The 22062-nt window shown below is 67.8% G+C and carries 21 protein-coding genes and 1 pseudogene; 12 read left to right on the top strand and 10 right to left on the bottom strand.

What is annotated here, in order from left to right; all coding sequences use genetic code 11:
* From NM1_RS43155 to NM1_RS28620, 3 genes and pseudogenes are all read left to right on the top strand, one after another.
* Window positions 1-203 (top strand): annotated as a pseudogene (locus NM1_RS43155) (cell surface protein); the annotation flags it as partial.
* Between the two features lie 11 nt (window positions 204-214).
* The gene (locus NM1_RS28625) at window positions 215-727 is read left to right on the top strand and encodes an ImmA/IrrE family metallo-endopeptidase (protein WP_068026622.1); all 513 of its coding nucleotides are present in this window, start codon (window positions 215-217) and stop codon (window positions 725-727) included.
* A gap of 13 nt (window positions 728-740) precedes the next feature.
* On the top strand, window positions 741-1766 hold the full coding sequence (locus NM1_RS28620) for a hypothetical protein (protein WP_068026619.1): 1026 nt from the start codon (window positions 741-743) through the stop codon (window positions 1764-1766).
* Between the two features lie 464 nt (window positions 1767-2230).
* Here the strand turns inward: NM1_RS28620 and NM1_RS28615 are convergent, their stop codons facing one another.
* Window positions 2231-2647 (bottom strand): helix-turn-helix domain-containing protein, encoded by a 417-nt coding sequence (locus NM1_RS28615; protein ID WP_011207048.1) that lies wholly within the window; start codon window positions 2645-2647, stop codon window positions 2231-2233.
* A 358-nt stretch (window positions 2648-3005) separates the two neighbouring features.
* Entirely contained in the window at window positions 3006-4172 is a 1167-nt protein-coding gene (locus tag NM1_RS28610) for a steroid 3-ketoacyl-CoA thiolase (RefSeq protein ID WP_068026616.1), read from the bottom strand.
* 92 nt (window positions 4173-4264) lie between these two features.
* Here NM1_RS28610 and NM1_RS28605 point away from each other — a divergent pair, with 92 nt between their 5' ends.
* Complete coding sequence (locus NM1_RS28605; protein WP_068026613.1) at window positions 4265-5563, top strand: cytochrome P450; 1299 nt, start codon at window positions 4265-4267, stop codon at window positions 5561-5563.
* A 198-nt stretch (window positions 5564-5761) separates the two neighbouring features.
* Here NM1_RS28605 and NM1_RS28600 read toward each other — a convergent pair whose 3' ends face one another.
* Genes NM1_RS28600 through NM1_RS28580 form a run of 5 tightly spaced genes read right to left on the bottom strand, consistent with a single transcriptional unit; the run spans window position 5762 to window position 10283 of the window.
* Complete coding sequence (locus NM1_RS28600) at window positions 5762-6196, bottom strand: nuclear transport factor 2 family protein (RefSeq protein WP_068026610.1); 435 nt, start codon at window positions 6194-6196, stop codon at window positions 5762-5764.
* Complete coding sequence (locus NM1_RS28595; protein WP_068026607.1) at window positions 6193-7077, bottom strand: TIGR03619 family F420-dependent LLM class oxidoreductase; 885 nt, start codon at window positions 7075-7077, stop codon at window positions 6193-6195. The genes NM1_RS28600 and NM1_RS28595 overlap by 4 nt, the downstream gene beginning before the upstream one ends.
* Complete coding sequence (locus NM1_RS28590; protein WP_068026604.1) at window positions 7074-8240, bottom strand: thiolase family protein; 1167 nt, start codon at window positions 8238-8240, stop codon at window positions 7074-7076. Before NM1_RS28590 ends, NM1_RS28595 begins: the two co-directional genes overlap by 4 nt.
* Window positions 8237-9268, bottom strand: coding sequence for a thiolase family protein (locus NM1_RS28585; protein ID WP_068026601.1), 1032 nt, complete (start codon window positions 9266-9268; stop codon window positions 8237-8239). The genes NM1_RS28590 and NM1_RS28585 overlap by 4 nt, the downstream gene beginning before the upstream one ends.
* 16 nt (window positions 9269-9284) lie before the next feature.
* The gene (locus NM1_RS28580) at window positions 9285-10283 is read right to left on the bottom strand and encodes a Zn-ribbon domain-containing OB-fold protein (protein ID WP_068026598.1); all 999 of its coding nucleotides are present in this window, start codon (window positions 10281-10283) and stop codon (window positions 9285-9287) included.
* A gap of 136 nt (window positions 10284-10419) precedes the next feature.
* Between NM1_RS28580 and NM1_RS28575 the strand changes: the two genes are divergently transcribed.
* The 4 genes from NM1_RS28575 to NM1_RS28560 all read left to right on the top strand — a co-directional run bounded on the left by NM1_RS28575 (window position 10420) and on the right by NM1_RS28560 (window position 16071).
* A complete protein-coding gene (locus NM1_RS28575) occupies window positions 10420-11457 on the top strand; it encodes an LLM class F420-dependent oxidoreductase (protein ID WP_068026595.1) in 1038 nt (345 codons plus the stop codon).
* A 66-nt stretch (window positions 11458-11523) separates the two neighbouring features.
* Complete coding sequence (locus tag NM1_RS28570; protein WP_068026592.1) at window positions 11524-13065, top strand: acyl-CoA synthetase; 1542 nt, start codon at window positions 11524-11526, stop codon at window positions 13063-13065.
* Between the two features lie 251 nt (window positions 13066-13316).
* The gene (locus tag NM1_RS28565) at window positions 13317-14969 is read left to right on the top strand and encodes an acyl-CoA synthetase (RefSeq protein WP_068026589.1); all 1653 of its coding nucleotides are present in this window, start codon (window positions 13317-13319) and stop codon (window positions 14967-14969) included.
* Window positions 14970-15072: 103 nt separating this feature from the next.
* The gene (locus NM1_RS28560) at window positions 15073-16071 is read left to right on the top strand and encodes a sigma-70 family RNA polymerase sigma factor (protein ID WP_068026586.1); all 999 of its coding nucleotides are present in this window, start codon (window positions 15073-15075) and stop codon (window positions 16069-16071) included.
* Window positions 16072-16093: 22 nt separating this feature from the next.
* Here the strand turns inward: NM1_RS28560 and NM1_RS28555 are convergent, their stop codons facing one another.
* A complete protein-coding gene (locus NM1_RS28555) occupies window positions 16094-16510 on the bottom strand; it encodes a VOC family protein (RefSeq protein WP_068026583.1) in 417 nt (138 codons plus the stop codon).
* Between the two features lie 159 nt (window positions 16511-16669).
* Between NM1_RS28555 and NM1_RS28550 the strand changes: the two genes are divergently transcribed.
* Window positions 16670-17278, top strand: a complete 609-nt coding sequence (locus NM1_RS28550) for an AAA family ATPase (RefSeq protein WP_084520140.1) — start codon at window positions 16670-16672, stop codon at window positions 17276-17278.
* A 29-nt stretch (window positions 17279-17307) separates the two neighbouring features.
* Here NM1_RS28550 and NM1_RS28545 read toward each other — a convergent pair whose 3' ends face one another.
* Both NM1_RS28545 and NM1_RS28540 read right to left on the bottom strand, forming a co-directional pair.
* Window positions 17308-18414 (bottom strand): acyl-CoA dehydrogenase family protein, encoded by a 1107-nt coding sequence (locus NM1_RS28545; RefSeq protein ID WP_068026581.1) that lies wholly within the window; start codon window positions 18412-18414, stop codon window positions 17308-17310.
* Window positions 18415-18504: 90 nt separating this feature from the next.
* The gene (locus tag NM1_RS28540) at window positions 18505-19698 is read right to left on the bottom strand and encodes an acyl-CoA dehydrogenase family protein (protein ID WP_068026578.1); all 1194 of its coding nucleotides are present in this window, start codon (window positions 19696-19698) and stop codon (window positions 18505-18507) included.
* 177 nt (window positions 19699-19875) lie between these two features.
* Here NM1_RS28540 and NM1_RS28535 point away from each other — a divergent pair, with 177 nt between their 5' ends.
* The 3 genes from NM1_RS28535 (at window position 19876) to NM1_RS28525 (ending at window position 22060) form a co-directional block, all read left to right on the top strand.
* Entirely contained in the window at window positions 19876-20064 is a 189-nt protein-coding gene (locus NM1_RS28535) for a ferredoxin (protein ID WP_068026575.1), read from the top strand.
* A 43-nt stretch (window positions 20065-20107) separates the two neighbouring features.
* Complete coding sequence (locus NM1_RS28530; RefSeq protein WP_068026572.1) at window positions 20108-21013, top strand: 3-oxoacyl-ACP reductase; 906 nt, start codon at window positions 20108-20110, stop codon at window positions 21011-21013.
* Between the two features lie 282 nt (window positions 21014-21295).
* A complete protein-coding gene (locus NM1_RS28525; RefSeq protein WP_068026568.1) occupies window positions 21296-22060 on the top strand; it encodes an MlaE family ABC transporter permease in 765 nt (254 codons plus the stop codon).
* Window positions 22061-22062 lie beyond the last annotated feature (2 nt).

The raw sequence follows: 22062 nt of genomic DNA, 5'->3' as shown, positions 1-22062 counted from the left end.
CGCCGGCGCAGGCGCAGCCGAACGTGCGCCCCACCGCCGACAGCGGCCTGCTGCCGCCCATCAAGGTGCTGAGCGTCGTCGGCGGCGTGGCCGCAATGGCGTTGGCCGCGGCCGGATCCGGCGCGGTCAGCTTCCAGAGTGCCTCGGCCGCCCAGGCGCGCATCGACGCCGCCCGTGCGGAGTTCTTCGGACCGAGGGCATGAGGGGGTGACCGATGACGGACAGTCGCACGCAAAGTAACCGCTCCTATCGCCGGGTCGCGGCCGCCGTCGACGCGGTCTGCGCGGTGGCGGCCGACTTCGACGCCACCACGCTCGACGAGGTGGTGCTGGCCATCTCGGCCGAGCGCCGTCGCCCGATCGAGATCGCCAGCGGCGAACTGGGTCCCGGCGTGTGCGGACAGCGGCGCAGCTACCCGGACAAGGACATCATCGTGCTGGCCTCGGCGTTGCCGAGCCGCGACCACACGCTCGCACACGAGTTGGGGCACATCATCTTCGACCATCCCGGCGAGCCGGCTCCCGCGGTGACCCTGGAGGCCGACGACGACCTGATCGCCTACATGCTCAGCCAGCGCGCGCACCAGCAGATCGTCGAGGACGGCGAGGACGACCAATGCGAGTGGGAGGCAGAGACCTTCGCCAGCATGCTGATGACCCGCCTGCGCGTATTCCACAACCGGGGCGCCGGCGTATCGGTCCTGCGATTCGACGAGGCACTCGGATGAGCGAGGTGACGGCATGACGTTCTGGCTGACTGCCCTGCTGGTCTGGATGGCCGCCGGTGCCCGCGTCGGGCGCGTCCTGGTGAAGCCGGCGACGACCGCGCGGGTCGCGATCGTGGTGGCCGTGGCCGCCGTCGCCGCGGCCGCCACCGTCTCCATTCCCGAGGTCGGCGTTGCCTTGGACCATCTGCTGCCCAACGGAATTCGCGGCCAGATGCTCGCCGATCGGATCCAGGTGTCGGCCTGGCTGCTGTTCTCCGTGGCCACCTCGGTGGTGGCCGCGGCGGCCTGGCCGATCGTGTCGCGGCAGAACCTGCGCCAGATCGGTGCGCTCATCTACGCCGTCGGAATCGTCGCCATCGCGGTCACGCTGGCGTGGTCCATCATGTTCGGCTGGGTGGTGACGCTGCTGGCGTGCGTGTTCGTCGCCTTCACCGGCCTGCGCAATCTGGACTGGACGGGTCTGGGCCGCGGGATCGCCCTGTACACCTCGGGAACCATCCTGGTCGGCGTGCTGGCGGTGCTGTCGATCCGCCGTCTGGCCATGGATGTGGCACCGGCCCGGCCGGGGCAGGCGGGGTGGTACTGGCCCGCGTGGCAGGCGGCCAGCCTGCTCATCGCGGTCGGCGCGGTCTGGATCGTGATCGAGCTGTGGGCGCGAGCGCGCCTGCTGCTGCGGCAGATTCGGCCCCTGCACCGCACCATGGTCGGGCGCTTCCCCGAGGTGGTGGCCTCCGAGAAGACCCCGTCCAGCACGCAGCTCAAGGCCTCCGATCAGGTCGCGCAGATCATGGACGCGCTCTACGTCCAGTCCGGCGGCGGCATGGAGTTGGTGGTCGCGGGCGAGCCCGCGAGTTCGGTCAGCGAGCGGGCCGCCAAGGTCGCGTACTGGGCTCGCCATCCGCTCGGGGACGTGATCGTCGACGCGCGCTGGATCAGGCCCCCCGAGGGCATGAGCCCGCGCGGCTGGGTGCGCGCCATCGCCCGAGCCTTCGACGCCACTCCGGCCGAGCCGCGACCCGCCGCGACCCAGCGGGGCTGAATCACGCTGGTGCCCCGGCGATCACACGAGGTCCGGCGGCCGATGTGGGCCGGGGCATGTGAGCTGGGTGCGCGGCGGCCGGTGTGGGCCGGGGGATGTGAGCTGGGTGCGCGGCGGCCGGTGTGGGCCGGGGGATGTGAGCTGGGTGCGGGACGGCCGATGTGGGCCGGGGGCATGCGAATTGGGCGCGCGGTGGGCGATGTGGGCGCCGGGGCATGTGGGCTGGGCAACGGATCGGGCAGTGGGCATGGGCGGATCACAGACGCCGGGGATTCGCCCGACCGACCGGTATTGCGGCGTGCGTCACACGGCGGAAAGCGCGCTCGGGCATGGCATCAGACCCGGCCGCCCGAGCTGCCGAGTGCGGACACGGCTGAGACCGAAGCGTTCCCGCTTCGGTCTCAGCCGCAAAACAAACACAGTGCGGCTCCGAGACACCGCACTGTGTCGCCTTGTGGGACTTGCTATTCCGTGCCGTCCGGCGGGATCTCGGGCAGACCCTCGCTCGCTCGCAGCTTCTCCGCCATGGAGGTGAGGAGGTTCTGCGATTCCTCGGAAAGATCGAACGCCCTACTCGACAACCGACGCAGTCCATAGCCCTGCAGCTGGGACAGCAGCTCGAGATCGTGATCGATCTTGGCGGCGTAGATGTCGTTGAAGAAGTAGTCCGGTTTGACCTTGAAGAACTTCGCCAACGCGGCCACCGTCTCGTCGGACGGGTTGGTCCGCTGTCCCGACCGCAACTGCGAGAGATACGGTTTCGAGATCGGATGGCCGGAGGCCGTCAGCGCAGCCGCCACCTCGGCGTTGGTGTGCGGCTTACGCCCCGGGGGATGCACGGTTTCGAACAGCTTGTTCAGCCGCGCCGCGAAATCAGCCATTGTGAGCCGCCCAATTCCCTTCGCTGTACTAACAGTCGTTATCTCGGATACGTATCATTGATATTAGCGGCTGAGTAACTGAAAACCTACGCCTGATTCGCGATTTCCTTGAAGCTTCCAGGCGACCGGTTCGGGAACCGGTTGTGGCCGGGGCGTTTGCGGGCCACCGCACCGGTTGTTGGGAACCGCTGGTGGAGACCGGTATTGGCCCGTCGAACGGGTCTTGTTCAACGGGCCTTCGGTAGCCTCAAGATAGCTGACATCTCATCCTTCCTTCTGTACCGCATATTGTGTGGCGTACGCCACGTTTGACGGTTTAGGGGATGAAGATTCAACCATTGCCCCTGAAAGCTGGGGGTTACGAGACCCTCTCGATGATCGTGCCTGTCGCAAGTGCGCCACCGGCGCACATGAGGACCATGGCGATCGACTTGTCCGACCGTTCCAGCTCGTGCAGGGCCGTCGTGATGAGGCGCGATCCGGTGCTGCCCACCGGATGCCCGAGTGCGATCGCACCGCCGTTGACGTTGACCCGATCCAGGTCGGGGCGGTGTACCGAGGCCCACGAGAGCGGCACCGAGGCGAACGCCTCGTTGATCTCGAACACGTCGATATCGGACATGCTCATGCCCGACCGCTCCAGCAGCCGGCTGGTCGCCTGCACCGGACCGTCGAGGTGGAACTCCGGCTCCGCACCGACCAGCGCCTGCGTCACGATGCGGGCGCGCGGGCGCAAACCCGCACGGGCGGCAGCCTGTTCGTCCATCAGCAGCACCGCGGCGGCGCCATCGGAGACCTGCGACGACGTTCCGGCGGTGTGGATACCGCCCTCGAGCACCGGCTTCAGCTTGGCCAGTCCCTCCCGTGTGGTGTCGCGCAGGCCCTGGTCGCGATTGACGTCGAGCTTCTCGCCGGTGAGGTTGCCCTCCTTGTCCACCTGGGGTGCGGTGACGGTGAGTACCTCGCGCTCGTAGCGCCCCTCGGCCCACGCCTGCGCGGCGAGACGCTGTGAGCGAACGCCGAATTCGTCGATGTCGTCGCGGGTGATGCCGCGCCGCTTGGCAATTCGCTCGGCCGCCTCGAACTGATTGGGCATGTCGATATCCCAGCTGGCGGGGCGGCGTGGTCCGGCGTTCTCGCCGACGTTCGCGCCCAGCGGCACGTGGCTCATGGACTCGACGCCGCAGGCCAGGCCGGTATCGATGGCACCGGCGGCGATCAGCCCGGCGATCAGGTGGTTGGCCTGCTGGGCCGAACCGCACTGGGCGTCGATGGTGGTGGCGCCGGTCTGCCAGGGGAGTCCGGCGTGCAGCCAGGCGGTGCGGGTGACGTTGTTGCCCTGCTCGCCCACCTGCATGACGCAGCCGCCGATGACCTGCTCGACCAGCGCCGGGTCTACGTGTGCGCGCTCGAGCACGCCGCGCTGGGCGGCGCCCAGGACCTCGGTGGCGTGTAGACCGGCCAGCCAGCCGCCGCGTTTGCCGATCGGCGTCCGCGCGGCCTCGACGATGACGGGAGTGCCCATGTCGTTCCTTTCGGGCAGAAACTGAAACAGGTTCTGCGATCATTCTCAGTCTAGTTATCCGCTTCTTCACTAGTTCTACCGCCTATGCTTCAATGACGATAGAACCTGTTTCAGTTAGTCGAAGGAGACAGCTGGTGGACACAGCACGGCCTAACGTTCCCGATGGCTTCGATGTGACGGACCCGGAGATCTGGGCCCAGCGGGTGCCGGTCGAAGAGCTGGCCGAGCTGCGCCGCAGCGCCCCGATCTGGTGGAACCCGAAGTCGCCCAGCACCGGCGGCTTCCAGGACGAGGGGTTCTGGGTGCTCACCAAGCATGCCGACGTCAAGGAGGTGTCGCGGCGCAGCGACGTGTTCTCGAACTTCGAGAACACCGCGATCCCGCGCTTCAACGACGACATCACCCGCGAGCAGATCGAACTGCAGCGGTTCGTGCTGCTCAACCAGGACGCGCCGCAGCACACGCGGATGCGCAAGCTCATCTCGAAGGGCTTCACGCCGCGCGCGATCAACGGGCTGCGCGCCGAGCTGTCGGCGCGGGCCAAGTCGATCGTCGAGGCGGCCGCGGCCTCCGGATCCGGCGATTTCGTCACGCAGGTGGCGTGCGAGCTGCCGCTGCAGGCCATCGCCGAGCTGATCGGGGTGCCGCAGGAGGACCGGATGAAGGTCTTCCAATGGTCCAACGACATGACCGGCTACGACGATCCCGAGTCCACCGCCGACCCGGTGGCGGCGTCCGCGGAGATCCTCGGCTACTCGTACCAGATGGCCGAGGCGCGAAAGGGCTGTCCCGCCAGCGATATCGTGACCGAGCTGGTCAACGCCGATATCGACGGGGAGTCGCTGACCTCGGAGGAGTTCGGCTTCTTCGTGATCCTGCTCGCGGTGGCCGGTAACGAGACCACCCGTAACGCCATCACGCACGGCATGATCGCCTTCCTCGAAAACCCCGATCAGTGGGAGCTTTTCAAGGCGGAGCGGCCCAAGACCGCGGCCGAGGAGATCATCCGCTGGGCCACCCCGGTCACCTCGTTCCAGCGGACCGCGCTCGAGGACACCGAGTTGAGCGGCGTGCAGATCAAGAAGGGCGAGCGGGTGGTGATGATGTACCGCTCGGCGAACTTCGACGAAGAGGTCTTCGAGGACCCGTTCACCTTCGATATCCTGCGGGATCCCAACCCGCACCTGGCCTTCGGCGGCACCGGCGCGCACTTCTGCATCGGCGCCAACCTGGCCCGGCTGGAGATCGACCTGATCTTCAACGCCATCGCCGACCACCTGCCCGACATCTCCAAGCTCGGCGATCCGCGCCGGTTGCAGTCGGGCTGGCTCAACGGCATCAAGGAGTTCCAGGTGGACTACAAGGCCGCGGGTTGCCCGGTGGCACATTGACGCCATCCGGCCAAAGCACGCCGGAACGGATGGGTAGCGCGCGCACGCCGGAACGGATGGGTAGCGAACGCAGGCCGGAATGGATGGGTGGCCGCGCGCGGGCCGGAATGATGGGTAGCAACGGAGAGGGCGGGCACCAAAGGTGCCCGCCCTTCGTCACTCCCGGCGTCCTCTCCTATACCCGGCGCGCGTCCTCTCCTATTCCCGGCGCGCTTTTTGCGCCGGGACCATGGTCTTCATGGCGCGGTCGGTCTCCCAGAAGGCGCGCAGGGCGGCGATCTTGCCCGCTTCGTCGACCCGGTAGGTGAACACGCCCTCGGCGTCGATGACCTGGCCACCGATGTGCGTGCGGATCAGGCCCGTGAACGCGACCTCGTTGCCGCAGGCGAAGGAGTCGTCGAAGACGAACTCGATCGATTCGGTCTGTGCGATCGCCTTGTCCCAGAACGCCGCAATGGCGTCGCGGCCGCGGTGGCCCTTGCCCTCGGGGTCGAAGTGCGACGGCCCGATCGGGTCCTCCACGATGCCGTCGGCGGCGAAAAGCTCCAGCCAGGCGGCCTTGTCGCGGGCGCGCACCGCGGACTGCGAGGCGCGCCCGGCGATGCGCGCGGGGTGCTCGGTGGTGGTCGTCATGCGGGAACTCCGATCGGGTCGGCGATGAACTGCTCGGCGAAGCGGTGCAGCGATTCCTGCTTGGCGGCCAGGTCGGCGTCGAAGCCGAGGCCGTCGAACACCCACGGCACCACGATGGTGTCGGTGACTCCGGCGGCCGCCAGTTCGGAGTAGCCGGAGCGTCCGAAACGATCGATACAGACGACCTGGATTTCGAAAGACTGGTCAGTCCGGCCGTATTCGGCGCGGAGCGCGGTGAGTTTGCCGATGGTTTTGCAGATGTCCTTGTATTTCATCATTGCAGAACACCAGCCGTCGCCGACACGGGCCGCACGGCGTAACGCGGGCTCGGTATGCCCACCGATGTAGAACGGTACCGGCCGCTTCGGTGCGGGACTCATCTGCAGCGGTCCGAAATCGAAGAATTCACCATGGAATTCGACCATCCCGCCGCCCAGTACAAGCCGGATGACCTCGATCATCTCGTCCACGCGAGCGCCGCGGCGCGCATATGGCACGCCGCACCATTCGAATTCCTCCGGAGCCCAGCCGATTCCGACGCCGAATCCGAACCGGTCGCCGCTCAGGGCCGCGACCGAGCCCACCTGCCGGGCCAGGAGCAGCGGATTCCGGGAGCCCAGCTTCAGTACATTGGTGTAGAACTGGATGCTGCTGGTGGCCGCGGCCATGGCGGTCGCGCCGATGAGCGGGTCCACCCAGGGCGTTTCGGGGCCCCAGAACCGGCTGCCGTCGGGCGTATAGGGGTACTTCGCCGCCTGCTCCTGCATGTAGAACAGCGAATCCGGCAGGGCGATCCCCGAGAAGCCGCACTCCTCGGCGGTTTTCGCCAGCTCCGGCAGCTGCTCGAGCGGGCTCATCGCGATCCCGAGTGAGAACTTCATGGCCGCTCGGACCCCACAACCCACATGGAGAAGTACTGCGACCCGCCGCCGTACGCGTGCCCGAATGCCTTGCGCGCGTTGTCGACCTGGTAGTCCCCGGCGCGGCCCATCACCTGCTTGGCCGCCTCGGCGAAGCGGATCAGGCCCGAGGCGCCGATCGGGTTGGAGCTCAGCACGCCGCCGGAGGGGTTGACCGGCAGCTTTCCGCCGATCTCCGTCTCCCGGGCGTCGGTCAGCTTCCAGCCCTCGCCCTCGGGCATGAAGCCCAGGTTCTCCAGCCACATCGGCTCGAACCAGGAGAACGGCACGTAGATCTCGGCGGCGTCGATCTCCTCCAGCGGATTGGTGATTCCGGCCTGCCGCCACAGCGCGGCCGCGGCGTCGCGCCCGGCCTGCGGGCTGACCTGGTCGCGCCCGGCGTAGGCGAGCGGTTCGGTGCGCATCGCGGTGCCGTGCACCCACGCGACCTTCTTGCCGGTGGCCTCCGCGGCCGCGGCCGAGGACTCGTCGCCGAGCACGATCGCGCAGGCGCCGTCGGAGGAGGGGCAGGTCTCGTCGAAACGTATCGGGTCCCACAGCATCTGCGAGGCCAGCACCGACTCCATGGTGATATCGGCCTGCTGCAGGTGGGCGAGCGGATTCTTCGAGCCGTTGCGGCGATCCTTCACCGCGACCATGGCGCCGATGTGCAGCGGCGCGTTGGCGCGACGGATGTAGGCGCGCACGTGCGGCGCGAAATATCCGCCCGCGCCCGCGCCCACCGGCTTGGTGAACGGGACCGGATTCGACAGCGCCCACATGGCATTGGATTCCGACTGCTTCTCCCACGCCACCGCCAGCACCTTGCCGTGCACGCCGCCCTGGACGTGATTGGCCGCGACGATGCCGGTGGAGCCGCCGACCGAACCGGCGGTGTGCACGCGCAGCAGCGGTTTTCCGGTGGCGCCCAAGGCATCTGCGAGGAACAGCTCGGGCATCATGGAGCCCTCGAACAGGTCCGGCGCCTTGCCGACGACGACCGCGTCGATATCGGCCATGGTGAGATCGGCATCGGCGAGGGCGCGGTCGATCGCCTCCCGGCACATGCCTGCCATCGATACGTCCGACCGTTTCGTCACGTGATGGGTCTGTCCGGTGCCGAGCACCGCGGCGAGGTTGGTCATCGTGCCTCCAGTTTGGCCACCAGGTTCTGCTGCAGCGCAGGGCCGCTCGCCGCGTGGGCGAGGGCGCGCCCGGCGTCGCCGTTCATGATCTGCGTCGCGGCGAAGCCGATGCGCTCCAGGCCCGCCGCGAACATCGGGTTGCCCGACAGGGGGCCGCCCGAGGGGTTGATGCGGGTCGAATCACCCAGGCCGAGGGCCTCTTTCAGGATCAGCTGCTCGTGGCTGAACTGCGCGTGCAGCTCCGCGATATCGAATCCGCCTGTGTCGCCGCCGGTTACGGCCTTGGCGGCGGCCGTGGCCGAGGCGGAGACGGTGAGATCGCGGGCGCCCAGGATGGGGGTGTCGATGCGATGCGCCATATCGGTCAGCCACGCCGGGCGCTCGCACAGCTCGCGTGCGCGGTCACCCACGGCCAGCACGATCGCGGCGGCGCCGTCGGTGATCGGGGCGATATCGTGTTCGCGCAGCGGATCGGCGACATACGGTGCGGCGAGCCGCTTTTCGATCTCGGCGTCGTCGGCGGCCGTTACCGCGGCCATATCCCGCTCGGTCCAGCGACCGGCGTCCAGCCCGGCCCGCGCCTGCAGCCCGGCCATCGACGTGGCGTCCGGCCACAGCGGGGCGACCAGGTACGGATCGGTCTGCAGGGTGAGAACCTGGCGTAGCGTCCCGGCGGAGGCCTTGCCGAATCCGTACACCAGCGCCGTCTTCGCCTGTCCGGAGCGCAGTTTCACCCACGCCTCGTACAGCGCCCAGGCCGCGTCCATCTCCACGTGCGATTCGTTGATCGGCGGCACCGCGCCGATCGAGTCGATCGCCGAGATGAACGAGAAGGCCCGGCCCGCAAGGTAATCCGAGGATCCGGAGCACCAGAAGTCGATGTCGGAGACGGTGATGCCGAGCTTGTCGTACAGGTGCCGGAAGCACGGCGCCAGCATCTCGACACCGTTGGTGGTGCCGTAGGTCTCGGGGACGTGCGGTGCGTGCGCGAAGCCCACGACCGCGATATCGGATGTGTTGTCACTCAAGGTATTCAGCGCCTCTCTACAAGTGCTGCGAGAAGGAGTCGTAGTCGGCGTCGGGCTCGCCGGTGGGCTCGAAGTGCGAGATGTTGTCCAGGCCCTCGTGGGTCCACTCCTCGCGGGGTTTCCAGGAGGCCTTGACCCGCATGCCCATCCGGACCTCGCTCGCCTCGCAGCCGAGCACGAGGTGCAGGAACGGGATATCGGAGCCGTCGAGCAGCACGTAGGCGGCCACGTACGGCGGCTTGATGCGCTGGCCCTGGAACGGCACGTTCACGATGCAGAAGGTGGTGACGACGCCGGTGTCGGCGAGCTCGACATAATCCTCGGTCGGCTCGCCGGTACGCGGGTCGGCCCCGCGCGGCGGGAAGTACACCTTGCCGTCGGACGAGGCGCGGGCGCCCAGCAGGCGCCCCTCGGCGATGGCCCGCAGGTAGACGGTCTCCTGGGGCGCGGCGGTGTGCTTGTAGCGCAGGTCGATCGGGGTGACGATGCCGGTGACGGGCTCTGTTTCGCCGCTCGCGCTCGGCGCGGCGGAGGTCTCGCCGGGTTCGAAGCAGGCGATGTCGTGGATGCTGCCGGTCCGGTCGTCGGCCCAGCGCGCCCGCACCCGCATCCCGGTGCGCAGGTCGTCGGCGGAGGCCACGTCGACCGCGTGCAGCAGGGCGGTGTCGGCGCCGTCGAGCTTGATCAGTGCCCAGGCGAAGGGCCGGTCGAAGGGCTGGCCGGGCAAGGGATCTCGGACCCAGCTCCAGCTCTGCACGGTGCCGACATCGGACACGTCCACGAAGTCGGTGAGCTGATCGGCGGTCACCGGATCGTATTCGGCCGGTGGCACGAACACCCGGCCGTCGGAGCCGCGGACGCCGACGATGCGGCCGTCGCGCAGCCCGGTCAGGAACCGTCCGATGGTCGGTCCCACAGAGCGGGTGTAGTCGAACTTCATGCGCAGTTCTGCGGCGAGCACGTCGGGTGCGGTTCCCGTTTCCGGCCCACTTCCTTCGGCGATTGTGCCGGTCATGGTGTTCCCCTGAGTCACGATATCGAGTAGAACAGGTTCTTATTCTGGTGGCAATAGTAGCCATGCGGAGGCTTCGCCCCGCAAGCCCCGGCGCTCAGGGGGCCCACCCCGGCGGCGCCCGACGGAAGGAAATGGAATGCGTTTCGGATTGCAGCTCGGATATTGGGGCGCGCAGCCGCCGTCCAATGTCGGGGAATTGGTCGCCGCCGCCGAGGAAACCGGATTCGACGCGGTGTTCACCGCCGAATCGTGGGGTTCGGACGCGTTCACGCCCCTGGCCTGGTGGGGGTCGCAGACCAGCCGGGTGCGACTGGGCACCTCGGTGGTGCAGCTGTCGGCGCGCACGCCCGCGGCCACGGCGATGGCGGCGCTGACCATGGACCATCTCACCGGCGGGCGGCACATCCTCGGCCTCGGCGTCTCGGGTCCGCAGGTGGTGGAGGGCTGGTACGGCCAGCCGTTCGCCAAGCCGTTGCAGCGGACCCGAGAGTACGTCGGGATCATCCGGCAGGTGCTGGCGCGGGAGGGCAAGGTGGTGAGCGACGGGCCGCATTTCCCGATGCCCTACACCGGGCCGGGCGCGACCGGTCTGGGCAAGCCGCTCAAACCGATCACCCACCCGCTGCGTGCGGATCTGCCGATCTGGCTCGGTGCCGAGGGGCCCAAGAATGTGGCGCTGACCGCCGAGATCGCGGACGGCTGGCTGGCGATCTACTACACGCCGCGGCTGGCCGGGATGTACAACGAATGGCTCGACGAGGGCTTCGCGCGAGCGGGTGCCCGGCGTTCGCGGGAGGACTTCGAGATCGCCGCCACCGCGCAGGTCATCCTCACCGACGACACCAAGGGCGAACTCGATCGGCTGCGCCCGTTCATGGCGCTCTACATCGGCGGCATGGGTGCGGAGGAGCTGAATTTCCACGCGCAGGTGTACCGGCGGATGGGGTACGGCGACCAGGTCGACGAGATCACCCGGCTGTTCCGGTCCGGGCGGAAGGAGGAGGCGGCGGCCGCGGTGCCGGACGAGCTGATCCTCGACACCACCATCATCGGCGACGAGGCGCACGTGCGGGAACAGCTGAAGGTGTGGGAGCAGGCCGGGGTCACCATGCTCTTGGTCGGGGTGCGCGACGCCGCGCAATTCGAGCGCCTCGCGCCCCTGATCCAGTCCTAGGGAATCGAGTGGTCACCGACCCTTGTCCAGATGTAGAACACGTTCTAAGTTCGAGGGGTGACTTCGATGGAGCAGGCACAAAAGCTGGGATTGTGGAATATCGCCGCCGCCGCACCCGAACGGATCGCGGTCGTCGATCCGACGGGCCGGGAGGTCAGCTACGCGGAACTGGCCGCGCAGGCCGACCGGTTCGCTCGGGGCCTGCAGGCGCGGGGCCTGCGCGCCGGGGACGTGCTGGTGTCCATGGTGCACAACACCGCCGAGGCGCTCGCGGTGTACTTCGCGGCGTATCAGGCCGGGCTGTACATCGTGGCGGTGAACTGGCATCTCACCGGTCCGGAGGTCGCCTACATCCTCGGTGACAGCGAGGCGAAGGCGTTCGTCGCGGACGAGCGTTTCGCCGCGGCCGCCCGCACCGCCGCCGACGAGGCGAAAGTTCCTGCGGACGCGCGCTTTTCGGTGGGTTCGGTGGAGGGCTTCCGGCCGCTCGCGGAGTTGGGTGCGGGGGAGAGCGGCCGTCCCGACGTCCGCACCACCGGGGCGCCGATGCTGTACACCTCGGGAACCACGGGGCGCCCCAAGGGAGTTCGGCGTCCGCTCACCGGCGCCGACCCGGATGTGATCGGGCCCCAGGCGACCGGATTCTTCGGCTTGTTCGGCATCCAGCCGTTCGACGACCACGTCCACATCTGCGGCTCGCCGCTGTATCACACCGCCGTGCTGAACTTCGCCTCCATCTCGATTCAGCTGGGGCACAAGGTCGTTCTGATGGACAAGTGGGATCCGGAGGAGATGCTGCGGCTGATCGACGCCCACCGCGTCACGCACAGCCACATGGTGCCGACCCAGTTCCACCGGCTGCTGGCGCTGCCGGAGGAGGTGCGCGCGAAATACGATGTGTCGTCGCTGCGGTGCATGATTCACGGCGCGGCACCGTGCCCGCAGGAGACCAAGCGCCGGATGCTCGAGTGGTGGGGCCCGGTCGTCACCGAGTACTACGCCGCGACCGAGGGCGGCGGCACGTCCATCAGTGGCGCGGAGTGGCTCGAGAAGCCCGGATCGGTCGGCAAGGCGTGGCCGTACGCGGTGGTGAAGGTGCTCGACGACGACGGCAACGAGGTGCCGCCCGGCGAGATCGGCACGGTCTACATGCGGATGGGCGGCTCCAATTTCGAGTACCACAAGGACAGGGCCAAGACCGAGGATGCCCGCGTCGGCGACCTGTTCACCGTCGGCGACATCGGCCATATGGACGAAGACGGCTATCTGTTCCTGCACGACCGCCGCTCGGATCTGATCCTGTCCGGCGGGGTGAACATCTACCCCGCCGAGATCGAGGGCGAGCTGATCACCCATCCCAAGGTCGCCGACGTCGCGGTTTTCGGTCTGCCGCACGAGGATTGGGGCCAGGAGGTCAAGGCCGTGGTGCAACCCGCCGAGGGTGTCACGGCCGGTGACGAACTGACCCGGGAGCTGATGGAGTTCGCCGCGAGCCGGCTGGCGAAGTACAAGCTGCCCCGCAGCATCGACTACATGGACGAGCTGCCCCGCGACCCGAACGGGAAACTCTACAAGCGCAAGATCCGGGACCGATACGTGACCACCTAGACGGAAAGCAATAGCCTTCCGTTATAACCGAACTGATATCGAGTCGGTCGTGGTCGATCGGCGCAGCCCGATCGACCGCCCCGGCCCGCGCCCGCTTGGCATCGCCAGGCGGGCATTCCTCGTTGGGCCACAACGTATTTGGTCGAACCGGTCACGCCGTCACCCGTGGCCGTCTATCGTCGGCCTGGGGAATTCGTAAACGGTGTAAATTGACTCTTGTCAGGACCAAGAACACGTTCTATTTTTGTCCTGTGAGCCACAACATAGCGGACCTTGTCGAACACACCATCGACCTCGTGCCGGACCGCGTCGCGCTGGCCGACGACACTCGCTCGGTGACCTACGCCGAGCTCGAGGATCGGGCCAACCGACTCGCGCACTACCTGCAGGGACAGGGCGTGCAGCCGGGCGACAAGGTCGGCATCTACTCGCGCAACACCATCGAGGCCGTGGAGGCCATGATCGCGGTGTTCAAGGCGCGGGCCGTGATGGTCAACGTGAACTTCCGATACGTCGAGAACGAGTTGCAGTACATCATCGACAACTCGGATATGGTCGCGCTGATTCACGAGCGGCGCTACAGCGATCGGGTGACGGCCGTCCGTCCGGCGAGCCCGAAGCTGAAGGCGGTGATCGTGGTGAACGACGGCACCGAGTCCGAGGTGCCGACCGCCCCCGATTCGGTGGAATACGAAGCGGCGCTGGCGACGACGTCCGGCGAGCGCGACTTCGGGGACCGTTCGCCCGACGACATCTTCATGATCTACACCGGCGGCACCACCGGCATGCCCAAGGGCGTGATGTGGCGCCAGGAGGACTGGTGGCGCGTGCTCGGCGGCGGCATCAACTTCATGACCGGCGAATACGTGGAAGACGAGTGGCAGCAGGCCAAGAACGGCGCGAGCAACGCCCAGCTGACCCGCTACCCGATCCCGCCGATGATTCACGGCGGCTCGCAGGCCGCCACCTTCCACAGCCTGTTCGACGGCGGCAAGGCGATCATGCTGCCGGAGTTCACCGGGCACGGCGTCTGGCAGGCCATCGACCGCCACAACGTCAACCTCATCTTCATCACCGGCGACGCCATGGCGCGGCCGATGCTCGACGCGCTGAAGGCGGGCAACCCGGAAACCGGTGAGCCCTACAAGCATTCGAATCTGTGGGCGATGGCCAGTAGCGCGGCGCTCTTCTCACCGTCGCTCAAGGACGAGTTCATCGAGCTGCTGTCGACCACGATGATCACCGACTCGATCGGCGCCTCGGAGACCGGCTTCGGCGGCCTGGCCGTGGCGTCCAAGGGCGCCACGCACACCGGCGGCCCGCGGGTGAAGATCGACGCCTCCACCGCGGTGCTCGACGAGCAGGGCACCCCCGTCACGCCCGGTTCGGGGCAGGTCGGCATGCTCGCCCGCAAGGGGCACATCCCGGTCGGCTACTACAACGACCCGGTCAAGACGGCGGCAACCTTCAAGGAGTTCAACGGGATTCGCTACTCCATCCCCGGCGACTACGCCCGGGTGGAGGAGGACGGCACCGTGACCATGCTCGGCCGCGGGTCGGTGAGCATCAACAGCGGCGGGGAGAAGATCTACCCCGAGGAGGTCGAGGGCGCGCTGAAGTCGCATCCGGAGATCTTCGACGCGCTGGTGATCGGCGTCGCCGACGAGCGCTGGGGGCAGCGGGTGTGTGCGGTCGTGCAGTGCCGCGGCGGCAAGCGGCCGACCCTGGACGAACTGCGCCCGATGCTGACCCAGGAGATCTCCTCCTACAAGATGCCCCGCAGCCTCTGGTTCGTCGAGGAGATCAAGCGCTCGCCGGCCGGTAAGCCCGACTACAAGTGGGCGCACTCGCACGCGGAATCGTGCCCGGCCGACGAGGATGCGCCGGCGCCCGCGACGAAATAGCGGTCGCGCGCCCTGGGCGCATGTGCGGTATGTCACGTTTAGGACGTAGGTACCCTGCTTTACGGGCTGTTTCTTGTCGGTGCCTTGTGCCAGAGTGTCTGACATGAGCAAGACGGGCAGTTCCGCCGGCTCCACCGAGGTCACTCGCGAGGTGCTGGAGCAATTCGAGGGGTACCGGCGGGAGCTGTGTGCTTACGCCTACCGGATGCTGGGGTCCTCGTTCGAGGCCGAGGATGCGGTACAGGACGCGTTCACCCGGGCGTGGAAGGCATACGGCTCGTTCGAGGGCCGGTCCAGCATCCGTTCGTGGCTGTACAAGATCACCACCAATGTCTGCCTGGACATGCTGGACGGCCCGCAGCGGCGGGCCCGGCCGATGGACCTGTCGGGTCCGTCGAGCCCGGACACCCCGCTGCCGCCCGCCCAGCCGGACTACGTGTGGGTCGAGCCCATCCCCAACGGCATGGCCTTCGGCGCCGACCCGGCCGAGCACGCCTCGGCCAAGGATTCGCTGCGGCTGGCGTTCGTGGCCGCCGTGCAGCACCTTCCGGCCACCCAGCGCGCGATCCTGATCATGCGCGAGGTGCTGCGCTTCTCCGCGAACGAGACCGCCGACATGCTGACCATGTCACCGGCCTCGGTGAACAGCGCCCTGCAGCGGGCCCGCGCCACCATGTCCAAGGTGCAGCCGGACGAGTCCGGCGGCTACGACGAATCCGACGAGGAACAGCGCAAGCTCGTCGACGGCTTCGTCAAGGCCTTCGAGGCCTACGACATGGACACGCTCACCTCCCTGCTGAAACAGGATGTGGCACTGTCCATGCCGCCGTTCGAGCTGTGGATCTCCGGCCCGGAGAACGTCGCCCGGTTCATGGTCACCACCGGGCACGAGTGCCGCGGTTCGAAGATGGTCCCGCTGGCGGGCGCCAACGGTCTCCCGGCCTTCGGTCACTACAAGCCGAGCGGGGAGCCCGGCGTCTACGTGCCGTGGTCGATCACCGTGCTGGAGCTCGAGGGCGACCGGATCAGCGGCCTGCACTTCTTCCTGGACACCGACCGCATGTTCCCGCTGTTCGGGTTGGAGAAGGAGCTGCGGGTGTAGGTGCGGGTCGTCCCGACGCGGATCAGGCCGCCGGGTGGGCCATGTAGAAGGGCTCCCACTGGTGGCCGTCCGGGTCGATGAAGGTGCGCCCGTGCATGCCGACCTGGGCCTCCTGGGCACGCTTGTCCGCGCTGACCTCCTCGGTGCCGCCGGCCGCGACGGCGGCGTCGGTGAGGTCGTCGACCTCCTGGGCGCTGCCCAGCGACAGTGCGTAGAGAGAGCCGATGGCGCCGACGGTATCCGCGATGGGGCGCTTGCTGAAGGTTTCGAAGAACGGCGGCACCAGCAGCATCAGGCAGATGTTGTCGTCGACGACGACGCAGGCGGCATTGTCGTCGGTGAAGTCCTGATTCACCTTCCAGCCCAGCGCCTCGTAGAACCTCTTGGACCGCTCCAGATCGGTGACGGGGAGGTTGAGGAAGATCATCTTGCTGGCCATGTCGGTCCCTTTCGACTGCGCAGTCGGTACGTGTACATGGATTCCGACGGGTCGGGCGGCCGAAATTCATCGAGTAGTTGCGGTCCGTAACGAAACGTCCGTCGACGTGCCGTGGAAATGCGGGTGCGGCGATGTCGGCCGCGCACATATGGTCCAGTCATGACCGAACCCGCCGCGCGCCCCGACCTGTCCCGTGAGCACCTTCGAGCAGCCGACGAGGCGGAACTCGGGGAGCAGGCGGGCGGTGGGGCGGTCTATCTGATCACCGGGATTCAGGCCGCCGGGAAATCCACCGTGGCGCAGGCGCTCGCCGAGCGCCTGCCGCGCTCGGCGCACGTGCGCGGCGATACCTACCGGCGCTCCGTGGTCAGCGGCAGCGCCGAGATGTCACCGGATCCGAGCCCGGAAGCGTTGGCGCAGTTGCGGCTGCGGCACCGCCTGGCGGCGCAGGTCGCGGACGGCTATGCGGCGGAGGGGTTCACGGCCGTCCTGCAGGACACCGTGCTCGGTGAACTGCTGCCGTACACGATCGAGCAGATCCGCACCCGCCCGCTCTACGTCGTAGTGCTCGCACCCCGGCCCGAAGCCATCGAGCGCCGCGAGGCCGGTCGCGGCAAGAAGGCGTACGGCACCTTCACCGTCGCCGACCTCGACAAGGTCCTACACGCGGAAACCCCGCGCCTCGGTTTGTGGCTCGACTCCTCGGATCTCACCGTCGACCAGACCGTCGACGAAATCCTCGCCCGCGCCGGGGCGAACTCCGTGTAGGCGGTTCGTCCCGGCGCCCGGGGCCGGCGTCAGTGGGATTCGGCGAGGGTGGCGCCGAGGGCGCGGAGGTGGTCGGTGGCGCCGCCGAGGGCGAATTCGTTGTGCTTGGCGGCGGTGAAGTAGTTGTGGGCCACGTGGTCTCGGTCGATGCCTACGCCGCCGTGCACGTGGACGACGGTGTGGGCGATGCGGTGACCGGCCTCGGCGGCCCAGAACTTGGCGGTGTGGATCTCCGCCCCGGCGGGCAGGTTCTCCGACAGGCACCAGGCGGCCTGGGTGACCGCCAGCCGCAGGCCCTGCAGATCGATGTAGCCGTCGGCCAGCCGCTGCGCGACCGCCTGGAAGCTGCCGATCTTGCGGGCGAACTGCTCACGCTCGCGGCCGTACTCGGCGACCAGTTCCAGCGCCCGCTCGAGCGTGCCCAGCTGCTGTGCGGCCAGGCCCAGCCAGCCGCGCGACAGCAGCCAGTCCACGACCTCCGCACCGGATTCCACCGTGCCGACCGGTTCGGCCGGGGTGCGGTCGAATTCGAGTTCGGACTCCGGGCTGCGATCGACGACCTGCTGATCGGCGCTTCGCACGCTCGCGTCCGCCGGGTCCACCAGGAACACCGCGGGCGACCCGGACACGCTGGCCGACACCAGGATTCGCGATGCCTGCGCGGCGAACGGGACGACGGTCTTGGCGCCGGTCAGCCGCCAGCCGCCGCCCTCCTCAGTGGCCGTGGTCGTGGGCCGGGCGGGCTCCCAGTTGCGCTCCTCCGACAGCGCCACCGTCAGAATCGTCTCGCCCGCAGCGGCTTTCGCGGCCAGCTCCCGCTGTGCCTGCGAGCCGAACGCCGCCAGCGCGCCCGCGCCCAGCACGACCGACCACAGATAGGGGACGGCAGCCACGTACTTGCCCAGCTCGCGCAGCACCGCGGTCTGCTCCAGAATGCCCAGGTCGCTGCCCCCGACGGACTCGGGCAGCGTCGCCGCCAGCACCCCGGTCTCGGCCAGCGACTTCCACAGCGCCTCGTCGAAACGCACCTCGGCGGTGTCCAATTCGCGGATTCGGTCCGCGGTCACCAGCTTGCCGCACACCTCGCCGGTCAGCCGCGTCAGATCGAGCTGCCCTTCTGTTGGCGTGAAATCCATTGTCTATACCTAACTTTCGTATGAATCGGCGGCGAGTGCGACTCCCGAACCTGCGTGGCGGGTGACACCTCGGGAGCGCGGGTGCCGTGGTCAGCGGGTCGCGGCCGGTTGTTTGAGGGCGGTCATGGCGATGATGTCGCGCTGCACCTCGTTGGTGCCGCCGCCGAAGGTCAGGATCAGGCAGGCGCGATGCATCCGCTCGAGCCGTCCGCGCAGCGCCGCGCCGGGGGAGTCCTGGCGCAGATAGCCCTGCGGCCCGAGCACCTCCATGAGCGCGCGGTAGGCCTCGGTGGCCAGCTCGGTGCCGAGCACCTTGCAGGTGGAGGCGTCCCACGGCCGCGGCGCGGCATCGCCACCGGCGTCGGCGCCCGACGCGATCTCCCAGTTCAGCAGCTTCAGGAACTCGACCTTGGCGTGCACGCGGGCCAGATTCATCTGTACCCACTCGCTGTCGATGACCCGCGCGCCGTTGGAATCCTTGGCGTCGCGCGCCCATTCCACGGTCTGCGCGACCGCCAGCTGCAGCGGCGCCGCGGAGGTCAGCGCCACCCGCTCGTGGTTGAGCTGATTGGTGACCAGCGACCAGCCGCCGTTCTCCGGGCCGACCATCGCGCTGTGCGGGAGGCGCACGTCCTGGTAGTAGGTGGCGCTGGTGTCCGGTCCCGCCATGGTGTGCACCGGCGTCCAGGAGAAGCCCTCGGCCGTCGTCGGCATGATGAACATGCTGATGCCCTTGTGCTTCTTGGCATTCGGGTCGGTGCGCGCGGCCAGCCACACGTAGTCGGCGTACTGGATGAGGCTGGTCCACATCTTCTGGCCGTTGATGACCCAGTCGTCGCCGTCTCGCACCGCCGAGGTGCGCAGCGAGGCCAGGTCGGTGCCGGCGCCCGGCTCGGAGTAGCCGATGGAGAAGTGCAGCTCGCCGGCGGCGATCTTGGGCAGGAAGAACTTCTTCTGCTCCTCGGTGCCGTAGTGCATGATCGTCGGCGCCACCGAGTTGATGGTCAGGAACGGCACCGGGGCGCCCGCCGCGGCGGCCTCGTCGGTGAAGATCAGCTGATCCATGGTGGAGCGGTCCTGGCCGCCGAATTCCTTCGGCCAGCCCAGTGCGAGCCAGCCGTCGCGTCCCATATCCCGCACGACCTCGCGGTAGACGTCGCCGTGCCCGTACTCGCCGGTCTGGGCCGACAGCGCCGCCCGGCGTTCCGGGGTGATCAGCTTGCCGAAGTACTCGCGCAGCTCGGCGCGCAGCTGTTCCTGTTGCGGGGTATACGCAATCCGCATCGCGGTGACCTCATAACTTTGTTCGATAGCCGTCCGATATGGGGCTGGGCCGGTGTTCCGATCATTGCACATTGACTGAAACATGTTCCAGTATGGAGCCTAGATCCGGCCGCTTCAGCCGCGGTGGCCGGGGATGGCCCTATAAGCTCGGCGATATCGGCGGCGAAGGAGAAGTCAATGAAGGTCAGTGTGGATCTCGACCAGTGCGAGGCGAACGGAATCTGCGTCGGAATCGCGCCCGACGTGTTCGAACTCGACGACGAGGACGTGCTGCACATCGTGGAGGCCGAGGTTGCCCCGGATCGGCTGGCCGATGTCGAGACCGCGGTCTCGCAGTGCCCGAAGGCGGCACTGAAACTTCAGTGAACGGATGCTTGCCGTTGACTGGAACACGTTCTAGAGTCGGCCCGTGGCTGAAAGTGAACTGAGTCTCTCCGGTCGAGTGGCGATTGTGACCGGAGCCGGAGCTGGGCTGGGACGGGCAGAGGCGCTCGCCCTGGCCGGTGCCGGTGCCGCGGTGGTGGTCAACGATCTGGCCGAAAACGAGGCGGTTGCTGCGACGCTCGCCGATATCCGCGCCCTCGGCGCCAAGGCCGAGTTCGTGGCGGGCAGCGTGGCCGAGCGGGCCACCGCGGACGCGTTGATCCGCACGGCGGACGAGGCGTTCGGCGGGGTCGACATCGTCGTGAACAACGCCGGGATCACCCGCGACCGCATGCTGTTCAACCTGTCCGACGAGGACTGGGACGCGGTGCTCGCGGTGCATCTGCGCGGGCACTTCCTGTTGACGCGCAATGCGGGCGCGTACTGGCGCGGCAAATCCAAGGAGTCGGGTGCGCCGGTGTACGGGCGCCTGATCAACACCTCCTCCGAGGCCGGTCTGCTCGGACCGGAGGGGCAGGCCAACTACGCGGCCGCCAAGGCGGGCATCACGGCGCTGACGCTGTCGGCGTCGCGCGGTCTGGCGCGCTACGGCGTGCGGGCCAATGCGATCTGCCCGCGGGCGCGCACCGCGATGACGGAGAAGGTGTTCTCCGACGCTCCCGAGGGCGAGGTGGACCCGCTGTCGCCCGATCATGTGGCGCGGTTGGTCGCCTATCTGGCCGCTCCGGCCGCCGAGGCGATCAGCGGACAGGTCTTCGTGGTCTACGGGCCGATGGTGGCATTGATGGCCGCTCCGGAGGTCGAGCGGCGCTTCGACGCCGACGGTGCGGAATGGACTTCGGCCGCGCTGGCCGACACTCTCGGAAACTACTTCTCCGAACGGCCCTCGGGGCGTACGTTTTCGGCGACAGCGCTGCATGATCTCGGCTGAGTGATCAACTGGTGTCAGCTGCCATCCGACACTGGTTGATCAGTTGTCCGGCAGTTGGTAGACATGGATCTCGATGGTGTGTGGCTCCTCACAAGGGCGCTCTGTACGCTGTATGAACATGTTCTAGCTCCAGACCCCGGCTCGAGTGAAAAAGGGCAGTTCAAAAACTACAAATTCTGCCCCGAATGCGGATGAACATGTTCTAATCTTCGGGACGGTGGACCCGCTGTGGACCCCCGTCGCAGGCAGTATGTGCAAGGCATGGCTAGGAGGAATCGCGGAATGAACCAGGTTCTTGCCGTGCCGATGCAAGCGGTCGGCGGGTTCTTCGAACTCACCGCCGGCGTGGCACGAGCCCTGGTACGGCCCCCCTTTCAACGGCGCGAGTTCATCGACCAGTCGTGGTTCGTGGCCCGTGTGTCGATCGCCCCGACCCTGCTGGTCGCGATTCCGTTCACCGTGCTGGTGTGCTTCACGCTCAACATCCTGTTGCGCGAGATCGGTGCGGCCGACCTGTCCGGTGCGGCCGCGGCATTCGGCTCGGTCACCCAGGTCGGGCCGATCGTCACGGTGCTGATCGTGGCGGGCGCGGGCGCCACCGCGATCTGCGCGGATCTGGGCGCCCGCACCATTCGGGAGGAGATCGACGCCATGCGGGTGCTCGGCATCGATCCCATCCACCGGCTGGTGGTGCCGCGCGTGCTGGCCTCCATGTTCGTGGCCGCGCTGCTCAACGGACTGGTGTGCACGATCGGCATCCTCGGCGGATTCGTGTTCTCGGTATTCCTGCAGGGTGTGAATCCCGGTGCGTTCGTCAACGGGATCACACTGCTGACGCATTTGCCCGAATTGGTCATTTCGGAGGTCAAGGCGACGCTGTTCGGCCTGATCGCCGGGCTGATGGCGTGCTATCTCGGGCTGAATGTCCGGGGCGGTCCCAAGAGCGTCGGCGATGCGGTCAATCAGACGGTGGTGTTCTCCTTCATGGCTCTGTTCGTGGTGAACGTTGTGGTCACCGCCGTCGGCGTCAAATTCTCGGTGCGGTGACG

The sequence above is a fragment of the Nocardia mexicana NBRC 108244 genome (assembly GCF_001613165.1).
In the GTDB taxonomy this organism is placed as follows: Bacteria; Actinomycetota; Actinomycetes; order Mycobacteriales; family Mycobacteriaceae; genus Nocardia; species Nocardia mexicana.
This window is presented reverse-complemented; position numbering and strand designations above follow the sequence as displayed.